This is a genomic window from Veillonellaceae bacterium, assembly GCA_025992895.1.
GTDB lineage: Bacteria > Bacillota > Negativicutes > Veillonellales > Dialisteraceae > Dialister.
The window spans coordinates 409,287-428,951 of the sequence record DAJPGA010000001.1; the positions used below are offsets into that span (position 1 = coordinate 409,287).

At 52.4% G+C, this 19,665-nt stretch carries 16 protein-coding genes; 13 read left to right on the forward strand and 3 right to left on the reverse strand.

What is annotated here, in order from left to right; genetic code table 11:
- Positions 1-36 precede the first annotated feature (36 nt).
- From OIM03_01530 to OIM03_01545, 4 genes are all read left to right on the forward strand, one after another.
- Positions 37-3,246, forward strand: coding sequence for a DUF3427 domain-containing protein (locus OIM03_01530; protein HJI72960.1), 3,210 nt, complete (start codon positions 37-39; stop codon positions 3,244-3,246).
- A 9-nt stretch (positions 3,247-3,255) separates the two neighbouring features.
- A complete protein-coding gene (locus tag OIM03_01535) occupies positions 3,256-3,657 on the forward strand; it encodes a (deoxy)nucleoside triphosphate pyrophosphohydrolase (protein ID HJI72961.1) in 402 nt (133 codons plus the stop codon).
- A gap of 141 nt (positions 3,658-3,798) precedes the next feature.
- The gene (locus OIM03_01540; protein ID HJI72962.1) at positions 3,799-4,422 is read left to right on the forward strand and encodes a hypothetical protein; all 624 of its coding nucleotides are present in this window, start codon (positions 3,799-3,801) and stop codon (positions 4,420-4,422) included.
- Positions 4,423-4,570: 148 nt separating this feature from the next.
- Positions 4,571-5,113, forward strand: coding sequence for a GNAT family N-acetyltransferase (locus OIM03_01545; protein ID HJI72963.1), 543 nt, complete (start codon positions 4,571-4,573; stop codon positions 5,111-5,113).
- Between the two features lie 311 nt (positions 5,114-5,424).
- On the opposite strand, the gene OIM03_01550 is transcribed toward OIM03_01545, so the two are convergent.
- Complete coding sequence (locus OIM03_01550; GenBank protein ID HJI72964.1) at positions 5,425-6,225, reverse strand: ADP-ribosylglycohydrolase family protein; 801 nt, start codon at positions 6,223-6,225, stop codon at positions 5,425-5,427.
- Between the two features lie 271 nt (positions 6,226-6,496).
- Here OIM03_01550 and OIM03_01555 point away from each other — a divergent pair, with 271 nt between their 5' ends.
- The 4 genes from OIM03_01555 to OIM03_01570 all read left to right on the forward strand — a co-directional run bounded on the left by OIM03_01555 (position 6,497) and on the right by OIM03_01570 (position 9,798).
- Positions 6,497-6,937: a GNAT family N-acetyltransferase gene (locus OIM03_01555; protein ID HJI72965.1), complete on the forward strand. Its 441-nt coding sequence runs from the start codon at positions 6,497-6,499 to the stop codon at positions 6,935-6,937.
- A 9-nt stretch (positions 6,938-6,946) separates the two neighbouring features.
- Positions 6,947-7,636 (forward strand): MmcQ/YjbR family DNA-binding protein, encoded by a 690-nt coding sequence (locus OIM03_01560; GenBank protein ID HJI72966.1) that lies wholly within the window; start codon positions 6,947-6,949, stop codon positions 7,634-7,636.
- A 15-nt stretch (positions 7,637-7,651) separates the two neighbouring features.
- Positions 7,652-8,266, forward strand: a complete 615-nt coding sequence (locus tag OIM03_01565; GenBank protein HJI72967.1) for a hypothetical protein — start codon at positions 7,652-7,654, stop codon at positions 8,264-8,266.
- A gap of 560 nt (positions 8,267-8,826) precedes the next feature.
- Complete coding sequence (locus tag OIM03_01570) at positions 8,827-9,798, forward strand: hypothetical protein (GenBank protein ID HJI72968.1); 972 nt, start codon at positions 8,827-8,829, stop codon at positions 9,796-9,798.
- 531 nt (positions 9,799-10,329) lie between these two features.
- Here the strand turns inward: OIM03_01570 and OIM03_01575 are convergent.
- Positions 10,330-11,238, reverse strand: a complete 909-nt coding sequence (locus OIM03_01575; protein HJI72969.1) for a hypothetical protein — start codon at positions 11,236-11,238, stop codon at positions 10,330-10,332.
- Positions 11,239-11,591: 353 nt separating this feature from the next.
- On the opposite strand from OIM03_01575, the gene OIM03_01580 reads away from it, so the two are divergent.
- Positions 11,592-11,942, forward strand: a complete 351-nt coding sequence (locus OIM03_01580) for a hypothetical protein (protein ID HJI72970.1) — start codon at positions 11,592-11,594, stop codon at positions 11,940-11,942.
- A 257-nt stretch (positions 11,943-12,199) separates the two neighbouring features.
- On the opposite strand, the gene OIM03_01585 is transcribed toward OIM03_01580, so the two are convergent.
- Positions 12,200-13,063 carry a MerR family transcriptional regulator gene (locus tag OIM03_01585; GenBank protein HJI72971.1) on the reverse strand — a complete coding sequence of 288 codons (864 nt, stop codon included), beginning with the start codon at positions 13,061-13,063 and terminating at the stop codon, positions 12,200-12,202.
- 35 nt (positions 13,064-13,098) lie between these two features.
- Here OIM03_01585 and OIM03_01590 point away from each other — a divergent pair, with 35 nt between their 5' ends.
- The 4 genes from OIM03_01590 (at position 13,099) to OIM03_01605 (ending at position 19,427) form a co-directional block, all read left to right on the forward strand.
- Positions 13,099-13,956: an arginase family protein gene (locus tag OIM03_01590; GenBank protein ID HJI72972.1), complete on the forward strand. Its 858-nt coding sequence runs from the start codon at positions 13,099-13,101 to the stop codon at positions 13,954-13,956.
- 66 nt (positions 13,957-14,022) lie between these two features.
- Positions 14,023-14,496 (forward strand): MlaD family protein, encoded by a 474-nt coding sequence (locus OIM03_01595; GenBank protein HJI72973.1) that lies wholly within the window; start codon positions 14,023-14,025, stop codon positions 14,494-14,496.
- 622 nt (positions 14,497-15,118) lie between these two features.
- Positions 15,119-17,707: a restriction endonuclease gene (locus OIM03_01600; GenBank protein ID HJI72974.1), complete on the forward strand. Its 2,589-nt coding sequence runs from the start codon at positions 15,119-15,121 to the stop codon at positions 17,705-17,707.
- Positions 17,691-19,427 (forward strand): restriction endonuclease-like protein, encoded by a 1,737-nt coding sequence (locus OIM03_01605; protein HJI72975.1) that lies wholly within the window; start codon positions 17,691-17,693, stop codon positions 19,425-19,427. Before OIM03_01600 ends, OIM03_01605 begins: the two co-directional genes overlap by 17 nt.
- The last annotated feature ends 238 nt before the right edge of the window (positions 19,428-19,665 follow it).

Sequence of the window (19,665 nt, forward strand, 5' to 3'; positions counted from 1 at the left end):
GATTTTTACGGTTTTCTGGGAAGGTCTGGTGGTTTGATGTTGAAGCAGGGGTTGTATGAGCAGCTGATCAATCAGAAGCTCAAAGAGGAGATTCGCTCGGCGGAGGCGGCGGAGCGGCAGCGGGTGGAGACCGGGGCTGTGGATGCTGCTGAGTCGGCGCGGGTTCTGGCGGAGTATGTGGCAAGGCTTCTTGAGAAGCGGCTGACGGCTGTGGCAGAGGAGTCCGGGAAGGATGAGGCAGAAGAAGAGCAGGTCCGTCTGATCAATCAGATGCTCAGCACACTCGGCAGTGAAAGCGGGAAGGATCTACTTCCGCTCACGCAGGAGCGCAGGGTGGATCAGCTCTTGTCGGTCGTGAATACGAAGAATTCCGCGTTCGCGTTCCAGGAGCATGGGAGTTTCTCGCGTCCGGGCACGTCTTTGGCGCAGAGTTCGCTCTTTACGGGTTCGGATCATGAACCGCCGATGTTTGTGGAGCTCGCGAAGGAAATTGAGTCCGCTGACAGGATCGATCTTCTTGTTTCCTTTGTGAAATGGAGCGGGATTCGTCTTATTCTCGAACCTTTGAAGAAGTTCACTGAGCGGGGTCATCTTCGCATCATTACGACGTCCTACATGGGCGCGACAGATGTGAAGGCAATCGAGGAGCTCGCCAAGCTCAGCAATACGGAAATCAAAGTTTCCTATGATACAGCGAGGACACGTCTCCATGCGAAGTCCTACATGTTCTACCGCGAGAGCGGTTTCTCGACGGCGTATATCGGCTCGTCGAATCTTTCCCGTGCGGCCATTTCGAGCGGCCTGGAGTGGAATGTGAAGATTACTTCTCAGGACCAGCCGTCCACGATGGCGAAGATGGAAGCGACGTTTGAAAGCTACTGGAACTCCAGCGAGTTTGAAACGTACCAGGAAGGCGACAGCAAGAAACTGCAGGAGGCCATTTACAGGGAAAGATATAAGGATGATCCGAATTTCAATAACTTCGGCACGAATCCTTACATCATGGAAATCCAGCCGTACCCGTACCAGCAGGCGATCCTCGACAAACTCGCAGCGGAAAGGGAAATCCATCATCGCTATAAGAATCTCGTTGTCGCAGCAACAGGGACGGGAAAGACCGTCGTCGCTGCGCTCGACTATCGTCGTTTCTGCCAGAAGTTCGGCCATGAGAGAAAGCCCAGACTTCTTTTCGTTGCGCACAGGGAAGAGCTGCTGCAGCAGAGCCTTGCGACCTTCCGCAGCGTCATGAGAGATCCGACCTTCGGCAGCCTTCTCGTCGGACGTGAGAATCATCCGGAAACTATCGACCAGCTCTTCGTTTCCATCCAGAGTTTCCAGTCCAAAGATTTCACGAAACATGTCCCGGACAAGAATTACTATGATTTCATCATCATCGACGAATTCCACCATGCGGCTGCGCCTTCTTACCAGTCACTCCTCAGCTACTATGAGCCGAAGATTCTTCTAGGCATGACGGCAACTCCGGAACGAATGGATGGAAAGAGCGTCCTGCCGTACTTTGACGGACGCATTGCCGTAGAAATCCGCCTGCCCGATGCCATCGACAGGAAACTCCTCTGTCCCTTCCAGTATTTCGGCGTCGACGACACGACCGACCTCAGCCAGATTCGCTGGACGAGAGGCGGCTACGATGCCTCCGAGCTTTCCAACGTCTACTCCATGGAACAGTACGGCGCGAGGAAAAGAGCCGAATGGGTCCTCGAAGAAACGGATCGTTACGTGACCGACTGGAACGATGTCACCGGCCTTGGATTCTGCGTTTCCAAAGCCCATGCCAAGTTCATGTCCGACTATTTCAACGACCATGACGTGCCATCCATGTACTTGACGAGCGATACATCCTATGCAGACAGGAAATCTGCCGAGCAGAAACTCGTCTCCGGTCAGGTGAAATTCATCTTCGTCGTCGACCTTTACAACGAAGGCGTCGACATCAAATCCGTCAACACCATCCTTTTCCTGAGACCGACCGAATCCCTGACCATTTTCCTCCAGCAGCTCGGACGCGGACTGCGTCTCTCTGAAGGGAAAGAATGCCTCACCGTCCTTGACTTCATAGGACAGGCCAATAAGAAATACGACTTTGAATCAAAATTCACTGCCCTTCTGAATAAAACTCACGGAAGTCTGGCGGATGAAATCAAGAAAGGCTTCGTTTCTGTTCCACGCGGCTGCTATATTCATCTCGAGAAAAAGGCAGCCAAAAACATCCTAAGAAATATCAACGCATCTCTTGGTGCACAGGGCAGACTCATCCAGAGAATCAGCACCTTTGAAGAAGATAGCGGAAGACCGCTCACCCTGGACAATTTCCTTTCCTACTACAGCATGGATATCAAGGACCTCTACACCGATAGAGAAACGAAAGGGACCAATGCTGCCGGCTTCTACCGCCTTTGCGTGAAGGCGGACAAGCGGGAGGACTTTGAAGAACCGCTCGAGGAAACCATTACCAAAGCGATGGGCAAAATCTGTGCCATCGACTCCCGGAGATGGATCCAGACCATCCTTTCAGAATTCATGCCGGGCACCGTCAGTGATGCAACGGAAGAAGAAAGACGCCTCATGCTCGAAATGTTCCAGTACACCGTATGGCCGACAAACAGCACGAAAGATCCTCACGATTACAGCGACCTGGAAGGTGACATGGCCTCTATCCGGGAAAATCCCGTCATGTGCCAGGAAATTTGCGATATTCTGCAATACAACCTCGATCACCTTGACTTCGTCGATGAAAACGTCGATCTTGGCTTCACCTGTCCGCTCGATCTCCATTGTCACTACACCAAGGACCAGATTCTCGTCGCACTCGGCCATCCAGAAAGAGCGAAATCCATGCGTCAGGGCGTTCTCTACTTGAAAGACAGAAACCTCGACTTTTTCATCAATACACTGAACAAAGCGGATAAAGACTATTCCCCGACGACCATGTACGCCGACTACTCCATCAATGAGCACCTCTTCCACTGGCAGAGCCAGAGTACCACATCCGAAGCATCCAATACGGGACAGCGCTATATCCACCATAAGGAAATGGGATCCCAAATTCTCCTCTTTGTCAGAGAATACAATAAAGACCAGACCGGTACTGCGCCTTTCGTCTACCTCGGCAAGGCCGAATACGTGAGCCACCAAGGCAGCAGTCCTATGAATATCATCTGGCACCTCGAACGTCCCATCCCGGCCAAATTCATTCGCCAGACAGGAAAGCTTCTGGCACAGTAAGGAGGCTCTATGAAAACGATCAGAGTCGTAGCGGCCGTCATTACTGATGACCTCGACCATCCTACTAAAATTCTCGCCACGGAAAGAGGATACGGAGAATTCAAAGGCCAGTGGGAATTCCCCGGAGGGAAAATAGAAAAAGGCGAAACACCTGAAGAAGCTATCCGTCGGGAAATCCAGGAAGAGCTCGAAGTAGAAATAGAAGTCGGTCCCCTCCTTGGCACCATCGAATATGACTATCCAAACTTCCACCTCAGCATGGACACCTTCCTTGCCAAAGTCAGGGAAGGGACCATTGTTCTCAAAGAAGCGGAAGCTGCAAAATGGCTGACTAAGAGCAGTCTGGATACCGTTGGTTGGCTTCCTGCTGACCAGACCATCATCAAAAAGATACACGAAATCATGGAATAGAGGGAAAGCCACGCGGTTTCCATATTTTCCTCTGTTTCCCCCACCCATTATGCTACAATCAAACTAAGGGAAGGTCTTCGGCCGTGCGGAACGGCTCTTGCTGCTTACTTTTCGAGTACGGGGAGAAAAGGAGGATTTTCTATGACACTTGTCAGCCAGCTGAGTTTCAGAGACATGTATCACCGGGTTTGTTTCCTTGCTATGAATGATGATCTGGCGGAGTTACTTGAGGCTGCGAAGATTGGCGCCGATGGGGCCGATGGTGCTTTGGGATATGGCTATATTGATAACGAAGCAGGCTTCACTTTCGAAATCCTCGCTTCTGCGAAGAGGGAAGGAGACAGGTTCATTCCTCTTCCGAATGACGGGACGATTTCCCTGAAGGTCCGCAGGGGCAGTGCCGCTCATTGGAATATCGTTCTTCATCCCGATGTCGATACGACGCCGTTTGAAGAAACGATCCGGTTCATCAACGAAGGCTATTTCAAAAATGAAGGTCTTGAATTCTTCCGCGGAATGGACGTCATAGACGAACTCCGCCATCCCGATTTCCCCGACGACCTCCGCGTCCTCTTCATGAAGGAGGGCCAGGAAGGCGTCGAAATATGCTGGGTACGAAGCATGGACGTGGCAGAAGACCATGTCATCGGAAAACTCCTGAACGAGCCTTACAAAGACTTCGGTGTCCACGAAGGCGATACCATTCCCTTCGGCATCGTCAAAGACGGCGAAGACTATGTCTGCGTATATATAGGAGAAGAATAAATAGAAATTGAAAAGGAGCTGTGACAAAATGTGCAATCATTTCGTCACAGCTCCTTTTTGCTTGGGTGTACCTTTCGTTTTTCTTTCTGTGTTATCATAGGTTTTAAAGCATTATTTCTAGTCATTATCGCAGGAAAGGGGAATCGGGATGAGGCTGACGGCGCGGAAGGTGGATGGGAGGCTTCGGGATCTTTCACGGGTGAAGGGGCTTCTGGAGAGGGCTTTTCCGAAGAATGAGCAGTTCCCGATGGTCCTGCTGCGGCTTCGGGCGTGGAGCAGTTATGTGCATTTCCTGGCTTATTATGATGGCGATGATTTCTGTGGTTTCACGTACACGGTCGAGAATGAGGATATGGTCTTCGTCTTGTACCTGGCGGTGAATGATGAAATCCGTTCCAAAGGATACGGGACGGCGATTCTGGCGGATCTGAAGGCAAGGGCCTCGGGAAGGGGCGTGGCCCTGAATATTGAGCCGCTGGATCCTCATGCGGCGAATTCTGAGCAGAGGGAGAGAAGGCTGGATTTTTACCGCAGGAATGGGTTCGTCAGTACGGATTACAACCTGATCGACGGCGGCGACAGGTATCTTATCTTGTGCACGAAGGAGGATTTTCCGGTAGAGGATTATATCCGGGTAATCAAGAGAATTTCCTTTGGCCTTCATGTGCCGAAGGTAGAACGAATGAAATAAGGAAAGCAGCGGGACAAAAAACAGCGGTATCAAAATGACTGAGCATTTTGATACCGCTGCTTTTTGATGGGATGAGGAGAAACCGTACAACCTCGCTACGCTCGAGGTAATCAACCCTATCCACCGCGAAGCGGTCCCCCTTCCCCCCGTCTGAGAAGGCGAGTTTAAAACCATACAACCAAGGCTAACGCCTTGAGGAGATGAACCTCCTCAGTCGCCTCCGGCGCCAGCTCCTCCTACGGGGCGAGCTCTGACACCCTTAAACCGAACTTCGTTCGATGGAAAAGAGCTAGTTCTCGCGGTGTTAGGCATTATTCCGTCACTTTGGGTGGGTATTTTTGTTCGAAGGTTTTGAGGATCTTGGTGAGTCTTTGGTCGAGGAATTGTTCAGCTCTTTCTCGGATGGTTTTGGGGACGCCGTAGTAGGCTTCTGCCATGCCGCCTGTGATGGCGGCTAGGGTGTCGCTGTCGCCGCCTACGGAGACGGCGGTGCGGATGGCGTCTTCGAAGGATTCAGATTCTAGGAAGGCTTCGATGGCCTGGGGGACGGTGTCCTGGCAGGTTTCGTTGAATTCGTAGGTGGGGCGGATTTCATCGATGGTGAAGTTCAGTTTGTAGTATTTCTCTTCGATGTATTTCCGGATGTCTTCTTTTGTTTCGCCGGTTCTGGCGAGGTAGACGGCGGAGGCGGCTGCTTCGGCGCCTTTGATGCCTTCGGGGTGGTTGTGGCTGACTTTGGTGACTTCTTTGGAGAGTTTCCTGACTTCGGAGAGGGATTCTCCTGCCCAGCCGCAGGCGCTGACTCTCATGGCTGCGCCGTTTCCGAAGCTGCCGTAGGGTTCGGGGTTGTCGGAGTAGATCCAGTGGTAGAAGGATCCGCCGTAGCCGCTCTGGGGATAGGGGCGTCCTATTTTTTGCATGGAGAGGACGGCTTGTCTGGAGAGGCCTTTGTAGGACGGGGCGGTCTTGAGGAGGGCGTCGCAGACGGCGAGGCTCATGATGGAGTCGTCGGTGAAGAAGCATTTATCTGAGAGGAGGTCAAAGTCTTTGGCGCGGTAGTTGTCCCATTCGAACCGCGATCCGGCAATGTCTCCTATAATGGCACCTATCATATGTATCCTTCCTTTCGTGTGTTGTTATCTTTCACTCTAAGACGGAGGGAGGGGATTGTCAAATGGGGGGATGTGGTTTATTAGCGGGGAGAGTGTGCTTGGAGATTAAAACCGTACAACCTCGCTGCGCTCGTGGTAATCAACCCTATCCACCGCGAAGCGGTCCCCCTTCCCCGTCTGGGAAGGCGAGCACGGCGAGGTTGCGAGTTGTTTTTTCTTGTGTGCTACAGTGTATAATTAATATATACATATATAGAATGGAGTGGGATGGATGTTTATTGCTAAGGGGTTTGATGAGCTGACTCGTGAGGAGTTGTATGAGATTCTTCGGGCCCGGGTGGATGTGTTTGTTGTGGAGCAGCATTGTCCGTATCCGGAGCTGGATGGGGTGGATTATGACAGTCTTCATGTGTTCTGCGTGAAGGATGGAGCGGTGGCTGCGTATCTTCGTGCATTCCCTCGTGAGGGGGAGCCCGGGGTGATCCAGGTGGGCCGTGTGCTGACGCGTGAGCGCGGGACGGGGCTTGGCGGCGAGCTTCTTCATGCAGGGCTTGAGGAAATCAGGAAGAGGTACTCACCGAAGGAAATTTTCCTTGAAGCGCAGACGTATGCGATGGGGTTTTATGCGCGCGAGGGTTTCGTGAAGGCTTCAGAGGAGTTCTTAGAGGACGGGATCCCGCATACGGCGATGCGTCTTCGTCTGGAAGAGTAAGGAGGTCTTATGGACTTCAGCAGTGTGTTCAGGACGCATGATTTCCTGGAGGATGCGGCAATTTCTTATGGATTCAGGAAGAAGGGCGACGTTTTCACGCTGGAGCGTGTTCTTCCGGAGACGGATGGGCTGGCGGCGGTGGTCACTGTCCATGGCAAGGAAATGGCGGTGTCGGTGGTGGAGCTGCCGGATCGTGTGCTGTATGCGCTTTTCGAGGTGGAGTCGGCGGAAGGGGCTTTCGTCGACCGCGTGCGCCAGGAGGCGGAAAATCTCGTCCATGATGTGGTGGAGAATTGTTTCTTCGATTCGGATGTGCGGAGCCGGCTTCTTTCGTACGTGAAGGAAAGGTACGGGACGGAGCAGGAGAATCTCTGGGTGATTTACAAGGATTACTGCACGCTCCGCGAGCACGGGACGAAGAAGTGGTACGGGCTTTTCATGCGTATCCCGTGGACGTCGCTCCATGTGGAGAGGAAGGGCATGACGGAGGTCCTGAATGTGAAGGCGGACCCGGAGGAAATCCAGCACCTGATCGATCATGACCGGTATTTCCCGGCGTATCATATGGACAAGGTGCACTGGATCAGCATTCTTCTGGACAAGGAAACGGATATGGATACGGCGAAGCGGATGCTGGATGAGAGTTATGCTCTCGTGGAGAAGTCTGGCAGGAAGGGCCGCAGGAAAGTGAAGAAATAAAGGGAGGGGAAATTTATGATACAGGTCTCGCAGCTGAATTTCAGGGAGATGGAGCACCAGATCTGCCTGCTCGGGATGAATCAGACGATTTCGGGCTTGCTGTACGCAGGGGGCATGGATATGCCGGAGAATGGCGGTGTGCTGGCGTACGGGTATGTCGATACGGAAGGCGGTTTCACTTTTGAAGTCCTCGCTCCGGCAAAGGTGGAGGGGGACAAGATCATTCCTCTTCCGGGAGTTCCGGATATGATGGTGAAGCTGCGCAAGGAGCAGGCGAATGAATGCAGCATCCGTCTCGGCCCTGTGGTGGACAGGACGCCGTATGAGAGGAAAATCGCTGTCATCAACGAAGCGTATGCGCCGTCCGAAGATGTGGCCGCCATCCGCGGTGTCGATCTCATCGACGACTCCAGGCATCCTGACTATCCGGATGATATCCTCGTCATCTTCCTGAAGGAAGGGTACAAGACAGAGGGCTGCTGGGTAAGGAGCACGGAGGTCGAAGAGGGTCGCTGCATAGGAAAACTCCTGAATGAACCGGACCAGGACTATGGTGTCCATGAGAATGATCTCATTCCTTTTGATATTGTCAAAGAAGGAGACGAATACTTCTGCATTAGCAGGTTTTAGAGGGGGATCTCGCTTCGCTCGAGGAACCTTTTTAGATTTAAAAGTTCGATGAATAATCAACCCTATCCACCGCGAAGCGGTCCCCCTTCCCCGTCTGGGAAGGCGAGTTTGAAAACCACAAAATCAGCCTAACGGCTGAGGGAACTGCATCTCATCCGTCGCCTCCGGCGACACCTTCTCCTTTCGGAGCAAGGTTAACACCCTTAAACCTCGCTATGCTCGAAAAAAACAATATAACCTCGCTTCGCTCGAGGAAAATCATAAAACTCAATGCTCTCTTTTTGCTTTCTGTTTGATATTGAATATTTTTCGCAAAAGGTATACTTTAGTAGTATATCTTTTTAATTTTTTGTGGATTATAGTCAGGGCAGGTTGGGATGTGGAGGGGAGGAGTAAAGATTAACGGAATTTTATAATATAGATAGATGTCTATCCTTTTATTAAATTTTATTAAACATCGCAAAAGTACTATTAATTTATAGAAAAATAATGTAAGATAAAGCGCAATTGATTAGCAGCTGGTTATGGGCGGAGCCCGCTTTATGGCAGGAGGATAAAAGGTGAATAGTTCCTGGTTAATGGATGCCGGTATTTTCGTGGTTTCTTTTGGCACAGCATTTTACGTGCTCGGCAGGCTGGGAAGGAAGCAGGCGGCTAAGGCCGTGAAGAAGGCGGATACGAAGGTCCGCAGCGCAGCGGAGGAGCGGGAAGCGGCGAGGAAGTCGCTTGATTCGACGATCCATCAGCTGGGCGATGAGAAGCTTGCCGTAATTACCGGGGATCTCACGACGTTTACTGAGATTTTCAGCAAGATTGAAAATGTGGATTTTGAAGCCGGCAGCAGGGCTGCTGAAATGGCTGATTTCGTTCCTGGAGGGGATGAGAACAGAAGGCTTCAGGCAGGAGTCGCCAGGATTAAGAGACTTGAGAGAAATGACAATCCTGATTTAAGAGGACTTCGCATCCGTGCGCTGGGTGTTTCTGATGCGGAGACGCTTTTTGAAAGGGCAACGGGGAAGGATGAAATTTCCTATAGTTCTTCGATCAATGCGACTGTCAAATGGATGATGACGGGCAAGGTGGAAGGCGATGTATTCGGACCGGATTGCAGGGAGTCCGTCTTCATCGGCTTCGGCGATGGTCCGTCTCATACGAGGGGCGAGGAAAAGGCATCGAGTTTCCGCACGAAGATGTATCCGCAGGAAGCGGAGCAGTTCGAAGCGGAATCCAAGGTCGTTGCCCGCCTCGCTGTCCAGCTCTGCACTCTGGCGGAGGGTCAGAGGAAGGTGCTGGAAAGCAACACGAAGAATTTCCATGCCCGTGTCAATGCGCTGAAGCGCATCGTCGATCAGGAAGGGTATGACTGGAACAAGTACGGCAAAGAGGACAGAAGAATCATCGCTCTTGCTGCCCGCCAGGCCAGAAATATCTCCGTGATTGTCACGATTGGTCTTCTCCACGATGACGGTTCGATCAATAGAGAAATCCTCGGTGTCATTTCACTCCTGAAATTCAACGAGGAAGAAGGATAAAAAATAGGGGAAGAGCTATGAAAAATGTGGACCATTTTTCATAGCTCTTTTTGCGTGGGGGATGATAAAACAGGATAAGACAGGATAAAACAGGATAAAACAGGATAAAACCATACAGCCGCCTTGCAGGCTGGGAAATGAACTTCATTATAAAACCACAAAACCAGCCTGCGGCTGAGGAACTGCTGTATCCGAGAAATTTTTAAAAAGCAAAAATTTCCCACCTTCTCCTTCGGAGCAAGGTTAACACCCTTAAACCTCGCTTTGCTCGTAGAAAACCATACAACCGCAGCTCTGCTACGGGGTAATGAACCCCTTTCGGCGCATGCGCGCCACTTTCCCCTTACGGGGACAGCTAAACCTCGCTTCGCTCGTGGGAAATGCTGTATCCGTTTACACCTTCCCTTCCAGGGCAAAGTCAAGACCGGCCTGCGGCCCATTTCTTAGGAAGGCGAGGGTTAGCGGCGCTAGGTGTTTCTCCACTCAAAAAGCGGTCTCTTGCGAGACCGCTTTCTACTTTGCTTCTTTATTTTATTTCCCGAGTTTTCTTTCTGCTTCTTCTTTGTCAGTCGGAACGATGATGGGGCTGGAGATGAGGTTGATGATATCGGCTTTGGCTTTTTCGAGGATGCCGATTTTCATTTCGATCTGCGGGATGGTGCCTTCGGGAATCGGACCTTCGTCTACTTCGGTGAGGTCGGATTCTTTGAGTCTGAAGGGCTGGACTCCGATGGTGACGCTCTGGAGGGCAGCGAGGCGGAATTCGAGGTTGGCTGTGTTGGCTTCTTCGAGGAGGGCTGCTGCTTTTTCTTCGTTTCCTTCTTTCTTGACTTCAGCGAGGGACTGTTTCAGTTCTTCGATTCTTTCGCTGAGGAGTCTGTGGATGAGGGGAGCGGAGGTTTCCATGGACGGGGCTCTTCTTGCCGGGAAGATGGTGACGTCTTCGCGGAGGAGCGGTTTGTAGGTGGTCTGGAGGATGCTGCCTTTCTTGGTGAGGAAGTCGGTGCCTGTGATGTACTTGGCTTCTTTCAGGGCTTTTTCCACGATTTCAGGGTCGGTGTCTTCGAAGGTGATTCTTTCGAAGGCAGAGGCGTTCAGGTGAGCGTCGACGCATTGTTCGAGGAAGTGGTCGGCGAAGGGACGGGTGTCGTTGAAGACGTAGAGCGTCTCTCCTTCGGGGACTTTGTTCAGGACGAAGAAGTGTTCAGAGACGACTTCAAGGTGCAGGGGGAAGAGGTTCTCTTCCGGGATGACGGTGAGGAGCTGGGATGCTTCTGTGTCTTCGCAGATGTAGAGTGCATCTTTCCTTGCTTCTTTGATGTCTGCCGTCAGGACAGCCTCGACGGGGTAGTAGGTGCCGATGAGGTTGGTGACGATGAATTGGAGTTCGTCTTTGGATGCCTGGGTTCTTCCAGCGGCAATGAGTACGGGATGGTTCATGATGATGTCCTTTCTTTTCCTTTGGGTTCTTATATGCGTTATCTGGAACAGTATGATTCCGAATAGTTCTCTTTCTTACTATTATACAAAGGTCCAGGGTGAATGACTATAAAATGGCCGTAAAAAATAGAAAATAACGAAAAATTCCTTCAATTTTCTAAATTTGTTTAAGAATATATAGCAGGAAATTGCGATTTCGTGGGATTTTTGTATTTTTTTATAGTTTTCATCAATTAAACATTTCTCATCCCTGGTTTGAAAAGTTGAGGAGGGTACCGCGGCGGCATATACTATGGATAAAGAACATTCGAAACGAACCGCAGCAGGCGGAAATAAGTGGAAAGGAGAAAATCATGAAAGCAAAACCAACGAGGCTCTTGTACTATTATCCGGGAAAGTATGATGCCCAGTACATGCTTGAAATGGATAACGGGTGGTACTATCAGGTTTGCCCAAAGAAGAACATCGTCTATATTTTTAACCAGCCGCTCAGCCGTCTTAATTTTGACCCTGGCACAACATGGCCGAAGAGCAGCGATGAACTTTCCCCAGAGACGAAGCAGGAAATCCTGGATACGATCAAAAACGGGAAATGGGGAAGAGGCGTCGGGGTATCGCCCAGATGGACAGAAGACGATGAAAATACATGGCCCAAGAGGAATCATATTGACATCCATAAAGAAATCCCCGGCGTGAAGTTTTGATGAAAAGAAGGAGCTGTGGCGAAATGATTGCACATTTCGTCACAGCTCCTTTTGCATTGTTATATTCGATGGGGGATTATCCAACACATTTATATATCTGTTTTATCTGAAAGCCGAAAGGATGCTTCGCCTTCTTAGAAACTGCACCTTTGAAAACCATACAACCAGCCTGTCGGCTGAGGAAATGCTGTATCCGTTTACACCTTCCCTTCCAGGGCAAGGTCAAGACCGGCCGATGGCCCCTTTCACAGCTCCTTTCATTTCTCCATGATCCGGATTCCCAGTTCTGCGATGAAGCGTTTGCCGCTTTCTACTTTATAGAAGTCGAGGGGATAGGAGATTTCGTAGGCAACGCTGGAAAGCTTGAGGTGCTGTTTCCTGGCGGTATCGAGAAGGTCGTGGTAATAGGACAGGTAGTTTTCTCTGGACCAGATAAAGTCGATGGCGAGGAAGTTTTCTTCTGCCTTTATGAGCGTGAGGTCTTCGGGGATGGACTGCGGGATGGATTCTATTTTCTTGATGGTGTGGGAGTAAATGATTTCGAAGAGGTCTTTGTAGTCTTTCCTTGGGAAGAGGAAGCCGTAGGAGAGGGCGGGGATGATATGGAGGGAGAGGAGTCTCTGGTCGAGGAGACTGACGGCGTCGTCGGGTTCCACTTTCGGCGTGATGCCTTCTTTTTCGATCGGAAGGGAAAGGAGCGTGGCGTTCGCGCTCTTGATATACGGTCCTTTTCCTGCGTGCTGCTGCATGAGGGAGGCCTCCTCGAGCTGCTTTTGCTGCTGATGGACCATGATTTCCATTTCATGGAGCTCCTGCTGTTTCTGGCGGATGGCTTTTTCCTGGCTGTCCCAGAGGCTCCGGAGGTCGACGGGATCTTTTTGAAGGGTTTCCCTGATTTCCGCAAGGCTCATCCCGGTGCGCTGGAGAAGACGGATGGTCTGGAAAAGGAAGATCTGGCCATTCGTGTAATAGCGGTAGCCGCTGTCCGGATCGATTCTGGCGGCCGGCAGCAGGCCTTTTTGTCGTATAAGCGGAGCGTCTGCACGCTCGTGCCGCAGAGGGCGGCCATGGTTCCTATGGAAAGCATAATTCCTCCTTGACTCTATACTTACTATAGACATTATACTCTAGGCAAAAGTAGTAAGGAGGTATTTTTATGGAAAAGAAAACGATTCGTCTCATTGTCCCGGACTGGCAGGCAGGGGACAATCCTGTCTATTATTTCGGCGCGAAGATTCTGCAGGTGATTGCTCCGAAGAAGGAAGGACAGAAGGAAATCACGATTCCTGTCCCGGATGATTTCAAACCGCTCGAAAGGGAGAACGGCGTGACGGCGCAGAGCGCTGTGTATCAGCAGGTGAAGGATACGGTAAGCGCCATCGATAAGGAAGCGCCGGACAAGATCATTACGTTTGGCGGGAACTGCCTTGTTTCCCAGGCGCCTTTTGCATACCTGAATGAAAAGTATGACGACCTTGGCGTTCTCTGGGTCGATGCGCATCCGGATATTTCCAATCCGGAAATTTATGAAAATGAGCATGCGATGGTCCTGGCCAATCTTCTCGGCGCAGGGGATCCGAAGCTTTCCGCCCTCGTGAGGAAAACGCTGAAACCGTCACAGGTCCGCTATGAAGGCATGCAGGGCGGAGTCGATGTGGAACAGGCGGAACTTGACCGCCTCGGCGTTTCCTATGCGGCAGCCAAGGGAAATGAGTTCGACGCAGCGGGAGCTATTTCCTGGATCCGTGAAAACGGGATCAAACACATCGCCCTTCACCTTGATTGCGACGTCATGGATCCGCATGATTTCTATGCAACCTATTTCAATAACCCGGCTCTCGGACCGATTCCGTACAATGCGGCTATCGGCCATATGAAACGCGCTTCCGTCTGGGATTTCATTGAGAAAATCAGCGAAGAAACCGACCTCGTCGGCTTCACCATCGCCGAATACATGCCATGGAGTGCCATGCAGATGAGAGAGCTTATGCAGAGGACGAAGATATTCGGCTGATGGCTCTTCCTTTTTCCTTTTCGCCCGTATAGGGTATAATACAAAGAAAAGGAAAGGAGGCGCTGTATGTCAAGAGAATCAAGGATCGGTATGTTCGCATTCATTGCGATCGTCGTCATAGGACTGATCGGGTTCTTCCTGAACCCCATCGAGCGCCTCCGCGACCAGTACTTCCGCGTCGACGCCGTCTTCGACGATGCCGGCGGCATCCGGGAGGAAAGCCCCGTCCTCTACGCAGGCGTCTATGTAGGCCGCGTCCACTCCTTCGAAGTGAAAGACGGCAAGGCCATCCTGACACTCCAGATCAAGAAGAAGGCCCTGATTCCGAAAGACTGCACCGTAGGCACCTCCAGCACCGGCGTCGTCGGCGACACCTACGTCAAACTTTCCGGAGGAAATCCTGGCGCAGGCTACCTCCAGAGCGGCGACGTCATCTACGAGACCAAGTCCGACCGCATGGACAAGATCATCGCCAAGGCCCAGAAGCTTATAGAATCAGCAGAAACCACGAAAGATAATATAGATAAAATGAGGAACTAAAAATAAATTAGAAAAGAGCCATGAAAGGGATAGAGTTTTCATGGCTCTTTTTGCGTGGGGAAAGGGAAACCATACAACCTCGCTGACGCTCGTGGTAATCAACCCTATCCGCCGGCATCAGAATTTGAGGCCGGCACCTTCCCCGTCTGGGAAGGCGAGTTTAAAAACCATACAGCCGCCTTGCAGGCTGGGAAATGAACCCCCTCAGTCGGCTCCGCCGCCAGCTCCCCCTACGGGGCGAGCTCTGATACCCTTAAACCTCGCGTTGCTCGATGGAAAAGCAAAACCGAAAAACCTCGCTGACGCTCATGGTAATCAACCCTATCCGCCCTTCGGGCACCTTCCCCGTCTGGGAAGGCGAGTATTAGCGGCGCTCATTTCGTTTCTTCATTCTTCTTTATTATTAGTCAACCGCATTCAATTATGCTAAAATAATAACAGAATTCTAAAAAGGTTTGGAATTCTGTATACATTCCCTTTTGGGAGACGCGGCGGCACTGGGTGGCAGTGTCGAAGGCGGGGATTTCGCGGTCCCTGCTGCCGTGAATAAATGAGGGCTTGGCCCGCAAAGTACGAAACGTGTCGGTTTCGTGCGTATTTAAGTAAAGGAAGGAAAATTCATATGGCGAATTATAACGCGCTTTTTCCAAGCCCGGATAATCCTCATCTTTCCCTCAGGCAGGCTGATGGCAAGGTGCTCGGCCGTGTGCGTGCGATCGTAAAGGGATCGGCACCGCAGGCAGGGATGAAGGATTACCGGTTTTTTGTTGACCCTGTTTCACCGCTGCCAAAGGGCTTCGAGGAGGCGGAGAAGTTCGGGTTCACTGGTTTTATGAGCCGCATCGGTTTCGGTTTCAATTCATTTCAGACGGAGGAGCAGGCGCTCGCAAAGCTCATGGAGGAGTATGGGGACTCTTTTGTGACGTTTACGCCGGCTCTTCGGAGTAATAAGTTTTTTGTCCTGGATGATATGACGAAGGAAGGGCGGACGCCTTTCATGGATGTGGATAAGAATTATTATCCGGTGCCAGCTTTCGGGACGATCGACCAGCCTGTTTTCGGCGGGGATATCAACAAGTTCTGCCATCATATCATGTCAGGGAAGCCGCTTCCGGGGCTTTCGAAGAGGAACTGGAATAATGATGTCCGTCCGCAGCTGGTTGTGGCAGCGACGAAAAATTTCGAGGGGAAGCTGGGGCCGTGGGTCGTCTTCGCTCCGCTTCATGATGATGCTTTCGATTCGATGGTGATCGGCGAAGGCGGGGCGTATTTCCGTGTCAGAAATCACGGTCCTCTGGGCTATGGCCTCGTCGATGTCAATAATTCGGAAATCCTTTCGCATATTCTCCGCTGCGAGGAGAGTCCGCTCTGGTTCGTTCCTGAGGAATTCCTCCCGGATCTTCGCCGCGATCTCCGTCCGGTGCCTGAGGATGAGGATATCCTGAAGGACAGCGGCGTCGAGGTGAATCCTTTCGGTATGTCGGAAGGAAATTTCGTGACGAAGGACGACCTTTTCCAGCTGCTGAATGGCAAGCGGGATGAGGAAACGGGCGAGGGTGTGCTCGATGTGATCCGGAAAATGAATCTCAAGGGGAAGAAGCCGCTTGAGAAGATGCCGGAGGCGCAGGAGGGCAAGAAGCTGAAGGCAGAGTTCAAGGCCGATGAGGTTCTGAAGGATGCCGAGAAACCGCGTCGCGGAAATGAGGGCAGGGGCAGGAAAGAAGCGCCCCGCCAGGAAGCACCGGCCAAAGATGCACCGAAGGCTGATCCAAAACCAAAGGCAGAGGTGAAGGCCGAGGTGCAGAAGGTCATGAAGGCAGAAGCCGCTGCCAGCACCCGCCGCAGTGATAAGAACAAGAACGAAACAAAGGAAAAGGAAAATAACAAGAACCGCCGCGAGGTGAAGGAAGCGCCGCTTCTGGAAGCAGGAAAGGGTCCGGTGAAGGAACTGGAAGCGCCTGCTGCCAAAGAGGTGAAGGAAACCGCCAAGGAAGCGCCGAAAGAGGCTCCAAAGGAAACGGCCAAAGATGCCGCAAAAGAAGCACCCAAGGACGTGAAGGAAGCACCGAAGCAGGAAACGCCGGCCAAGGAAACGAAGGGAAAGAACGGAAAGAGGGACGAAGCGCCCGCTTTCACGGAGAAGGATTTCATCGACCGCCTGACGGACACCGCCAGCCGCGCCGGCCTTCTCTATAACCAGAAGGATCTCATTAATTTCCATATTTCCGTCAAATCCTCCAGGCTCGTCATCCTGGCAGGCATGAGCGGCACGGGTAAGTCCGGCCTCGTCCGCCTCTACGGCAAAGCGCTCGGGATTCCGGAAGAGAGGATCTGTTTCCTCCCTGTCCGCCCGTCCTGGATGGACGACGGCGACATCCTGGGCTACGTCGACATGAAGAATCTCGTCTACAGGAGCGCCGACACGGGTCTTGCCGAGCTTCTGATCGATGCTTCGCAGCATACGGACAAGCTCTACATCGTGTGCTTCGATGAAATGAACCTCGCCCGCGCCGAGCACTATTTCGCGCAGTTCATTTCCGCACTCGAGAAGGAAGGAAATCCGGTCATCCGTCTCTACAACCCGTCGCTTGCCCCGCGCCTCTACAATGGCGACCGCTACCCGGCAGACATCACCGTCGGCTCGAACGTCATTTTCACGGGCACGGTCAATGTCGATGAATCGACGTACCATTTCTCGGACAAGATCCTCGACCGTGCGAACGTCATCACGCTCCATCAGGGCCGCTTCAGGGACCTCATGGGCCTCAAGAGGAGAAAGAGAGCCCGCTATGATGAAATCGGCGCAAAGATGTTTGGTACATTCCGCGTCCGCGGAGGCCTGGGGCTCACTGAACGCGAGCTCGATCTCCTCGATGCGCTGAATGATGCCTTCCACGACAGCGGCATCCAGTGCGGCATCGGTTTCCGCGTTGCGCGCCAGATGGGAAGATACCTGGAAAACATCCCCGAAGGCTTCGGCTTCTCGAGGAAGGAAGGCATCGACTCCCAGGTTGTCCAGCGCATCCTGACGAAGCTCCGCGGCTCGTCCCAGCAGCTTTCGATACTCCTTTCGCTGAACGATAAAGGCGAGCTCAAGGGCACAATTCCTGCCGTTCTTGAGAAATTCTCCGACCTTTCGAATTTCGAAGAGTCGAAGCGTGTGCTGAAGATCAAAGCCGGGGAGCTGAAGCTCTATGATTACACGATCTAAACTGCCATTCTCCCTGACGTTCGAGACAAAGAAGGAAGGGACCATTTCCGCCAGGCGCTTCACGACAGACCCTGACCGCCTGACGGGTCATTTCCCGGCCGCCCTTGCCCTGACGGAGAATCAGGATATATTCCTCCGCTTCGAAGCGCCGCCCGGCTTCCGCTTCACCATGGACGGCCTCGACATCGTGACGCTTCCTGGGCAGGAGAGGGAATCTGAGCAGACATACATCCTCCCCGAAGGGAAGAAGGACATCCTTCTCTTTGCCGGGCAGGACTTCCCGCTCGTCCCGGGCTACTACGTCATGACCGTCGAAGGCGCCGGCCGCGCGTGGTACGGAATCCTTGAGATCAATCCGCGCTACATGGAAAAGCAGAGCTGGCAGGAAATGAGGGATGAGCTCGTCGAGGAAATCAAGACACTCTCCTTCGATTTCATGAAGCGCAATATCCATATTTCCAGGCAGCTCGAAGGGGCGCTTGGCGTCAATACGGAAATGCTGCTCCGCTTCTACACCATCCGTGACGAATCGCCCGTGGTGCTGAACGTACTGGACGAACTCGCGCGCACGGCCAATTCGCGACTGGCGCTGCGCATGAAGCATGTGAGGACACTGGGCGACAGGCGTACCGAGCCGCACATCCGGCCCCAGCACTTCCACGACAGAGCCGGCGCCCCGACGACGCCCGCCCTCTACACGGAAATGACATGGGACGTCGCAGAGAACCGCTTCGCCAAAGCGATCCTCATGAAACTCGACCAGAATCTCTTCACCTTCATTAAGGAAATCGACGGCCACGTAGAGCGCCTCGAAGACCGTCAGCGCGAAATCGCCCGCTTCTCCCGCGACCGTGAATACCGCATGGGCGTCAAAGCCCTCTCGCAGTTCATCGACTACAGGAAACGCGCGACACTCTTAAGGCAGAGCATCCGCCGCGTCACACTCGCGCCATGGTACGAAGAAACAAAAGGCGAAATGCCCGAAACCATGCCCATGGCCGTTTTCCGCGACCCCAGATACTCCGTCCTCTACCGCCTTTACAAGAACCTTGAGAACCCGTTCTCCAGCTTAGACGTTTCCTCCTTCTACCAGTTCCAGTGGAAAAGGACCGACAAGCTCTATGAAATGTGGGGCTTCCTCCGCTTCATCAAAGCCCTCATGGCCAAAGGCTGGGAACTCGAAGACGGCGTCGCCGTCCTCAAAGAAGAAGGCAAGTACCGCCTCGCCAGCCTCGAATCCGGCACAGAAATCCGCCTGAAACGGGAAAACGCAGAAGTCCGCCTCGTCTACGACGGCATCGTCCCGGGAAACTCCGCCGACACCAGCCGCGACAAAGCGCCCCTCTACACCAACAACTCCCACAGGCAGCCAGACCTTAGGATGGACTACTACAAAGAAGGCCTCTACTACGGCTCCCTCGTAGCCGACTTCAAATACAGAGACGTCCTCTTCCTCTGGCAGGACGAAAACAGAAGCTACAGCATCAGGAAACAATTCAACGCCTACCGCGACATGAACACCCGCTTCTACCGCGACATGACAGAAGCCGCCTCCCTAAGAGACAGCCGCCCCGTCAAAGAAGTCTGGGCCGTCTTCCCCAAAGAAATCCCGGGAAGAAGCGACGCAGACTACAGCCTGCGGTTCATCCCCCTGGCCCCGGGCCTTCCAGGCAACGAAGAACTCCCGGATCTGCTGGAGAAATATATAGAGTCGATATAGGGGAAAAATAGTAAATAGGAAGAAAGCCCATGACGAAATGAACGAATATTTCGGCATGGGCTTTTTTGCGGTTGAGAAAACCATAAAACCTCGCTTCGCTCGAGGGAAATGATGTTTTCGGTCCCTCCGGGACCACCTTCCTCTACGAGGCAAGGTCAAACACCCTTAAACCAAGCTGCGCTTGAGGGAAAGGAGAAAACCATACAACCTCGCTCCGCTCGAGAACTACATCTCATTC

Bases quoted from the DNA above. Each gene is read 5' to 3' on its own strand.
- OIM03_01530 (HJI72960.1), top strand. From the start codon at position 37: ATGTTGAAGCAGGGGTTGTATGAGCAGCTGATCAATCAGAAGCTCAAA.
- OIM03_01535 (HJI72961.1), top strand. From the start codon at position 3,256: ATGAAAACGATCAGAGTCGTAGCGGCCGTCATTACTGATGACCTCGAC.
- OIM03_01540 (HJI72962.1), top strand. From the start codon at position 3,799: ATGACACTTGTCAGCCAGCTGAGTTTCAGAGACATGTATCACCGGGTT.
- OIM03_01545 (HJI72963.1), top strand. From the start codon at position 4,571: ATGAGGCTGACGGCGCGGAAGGTGGATGGGAGGCTTCGGGATCTTTCA.
- OIM03_01550 (HJI72964.1), bottom strand. From the start codon at position 6,225: ATGATAGGTGCCATTATAGGAGACATTGCCGGATCGCGGTTCGAATGG.
- OIM03_01555 (HJI72965.1), top strand. From the start codon at position 6,497: ATGTTTATTGCTAAGGGGTTTGATGAGCTGACTCGTGAGGAGTTGTAT.
- OIM03_01560 (HJI72966.1), top strand. From the start codon at position 6,947: ATGGACTTCAGCAGTGTGTTCAGGACGCATGATTTCCTGGAGGATGCG.
- OIM03_01565 (HJI72967.1), top strand. From the start codon at position 7,652: ATGATACAGGTCTCGCAGCTGAATTTCAGGGAGATGGAGCACCAGATC.
- OIM03_01575 (HJI72969.1), bottom strand. From the start codon at position 11,238: ATGAACCATCCCGTACTCATTGCCGCTGGAAGAACCCAGGCATCCAAA.
- OIM03_01580 (HJI72970.1), top strand. From the start codon at position 11,592: ATGAAAGCAAAACCAACGAGGCTCTTGTACTATTATCCGGGAAAGTAT.
- OIM03_01585 (HJI72971.1), bottom strand. From the start codon at position 13,063: ATGTCTATAGTAAGTATAGAGTCAAGGAGGAATTATGCTTTCCATAGG.
- OIM03_01590 (HJI72972.1), top strand. From the start codon at position 13,099: ATGGAAAAGAAAACGATTCGTCTCATTGTCCCGGACTGGCAGGCAGGG.
- OIM03_01595 (HJI72973.1), top strand. From the start codon at position 14,023: ATGTCAAGAGAATCAAGGATCGGTATGTTCGCATTCATTGCGATCGTC.
- OIM03_01600 (HJI72974.1), top strand. From the start codon at position 15,119: ATGGCGAATTATAACGCGCTTTTTCCAAGCCCGGATAATCCTCATCTT.
- OIM03_01605 (HJI72975.1), top strand. From the start codon at position 17,691: ATGATTACACGATCTAAACTGCCATTCTCCCTGACGTTCGAGACAAAG.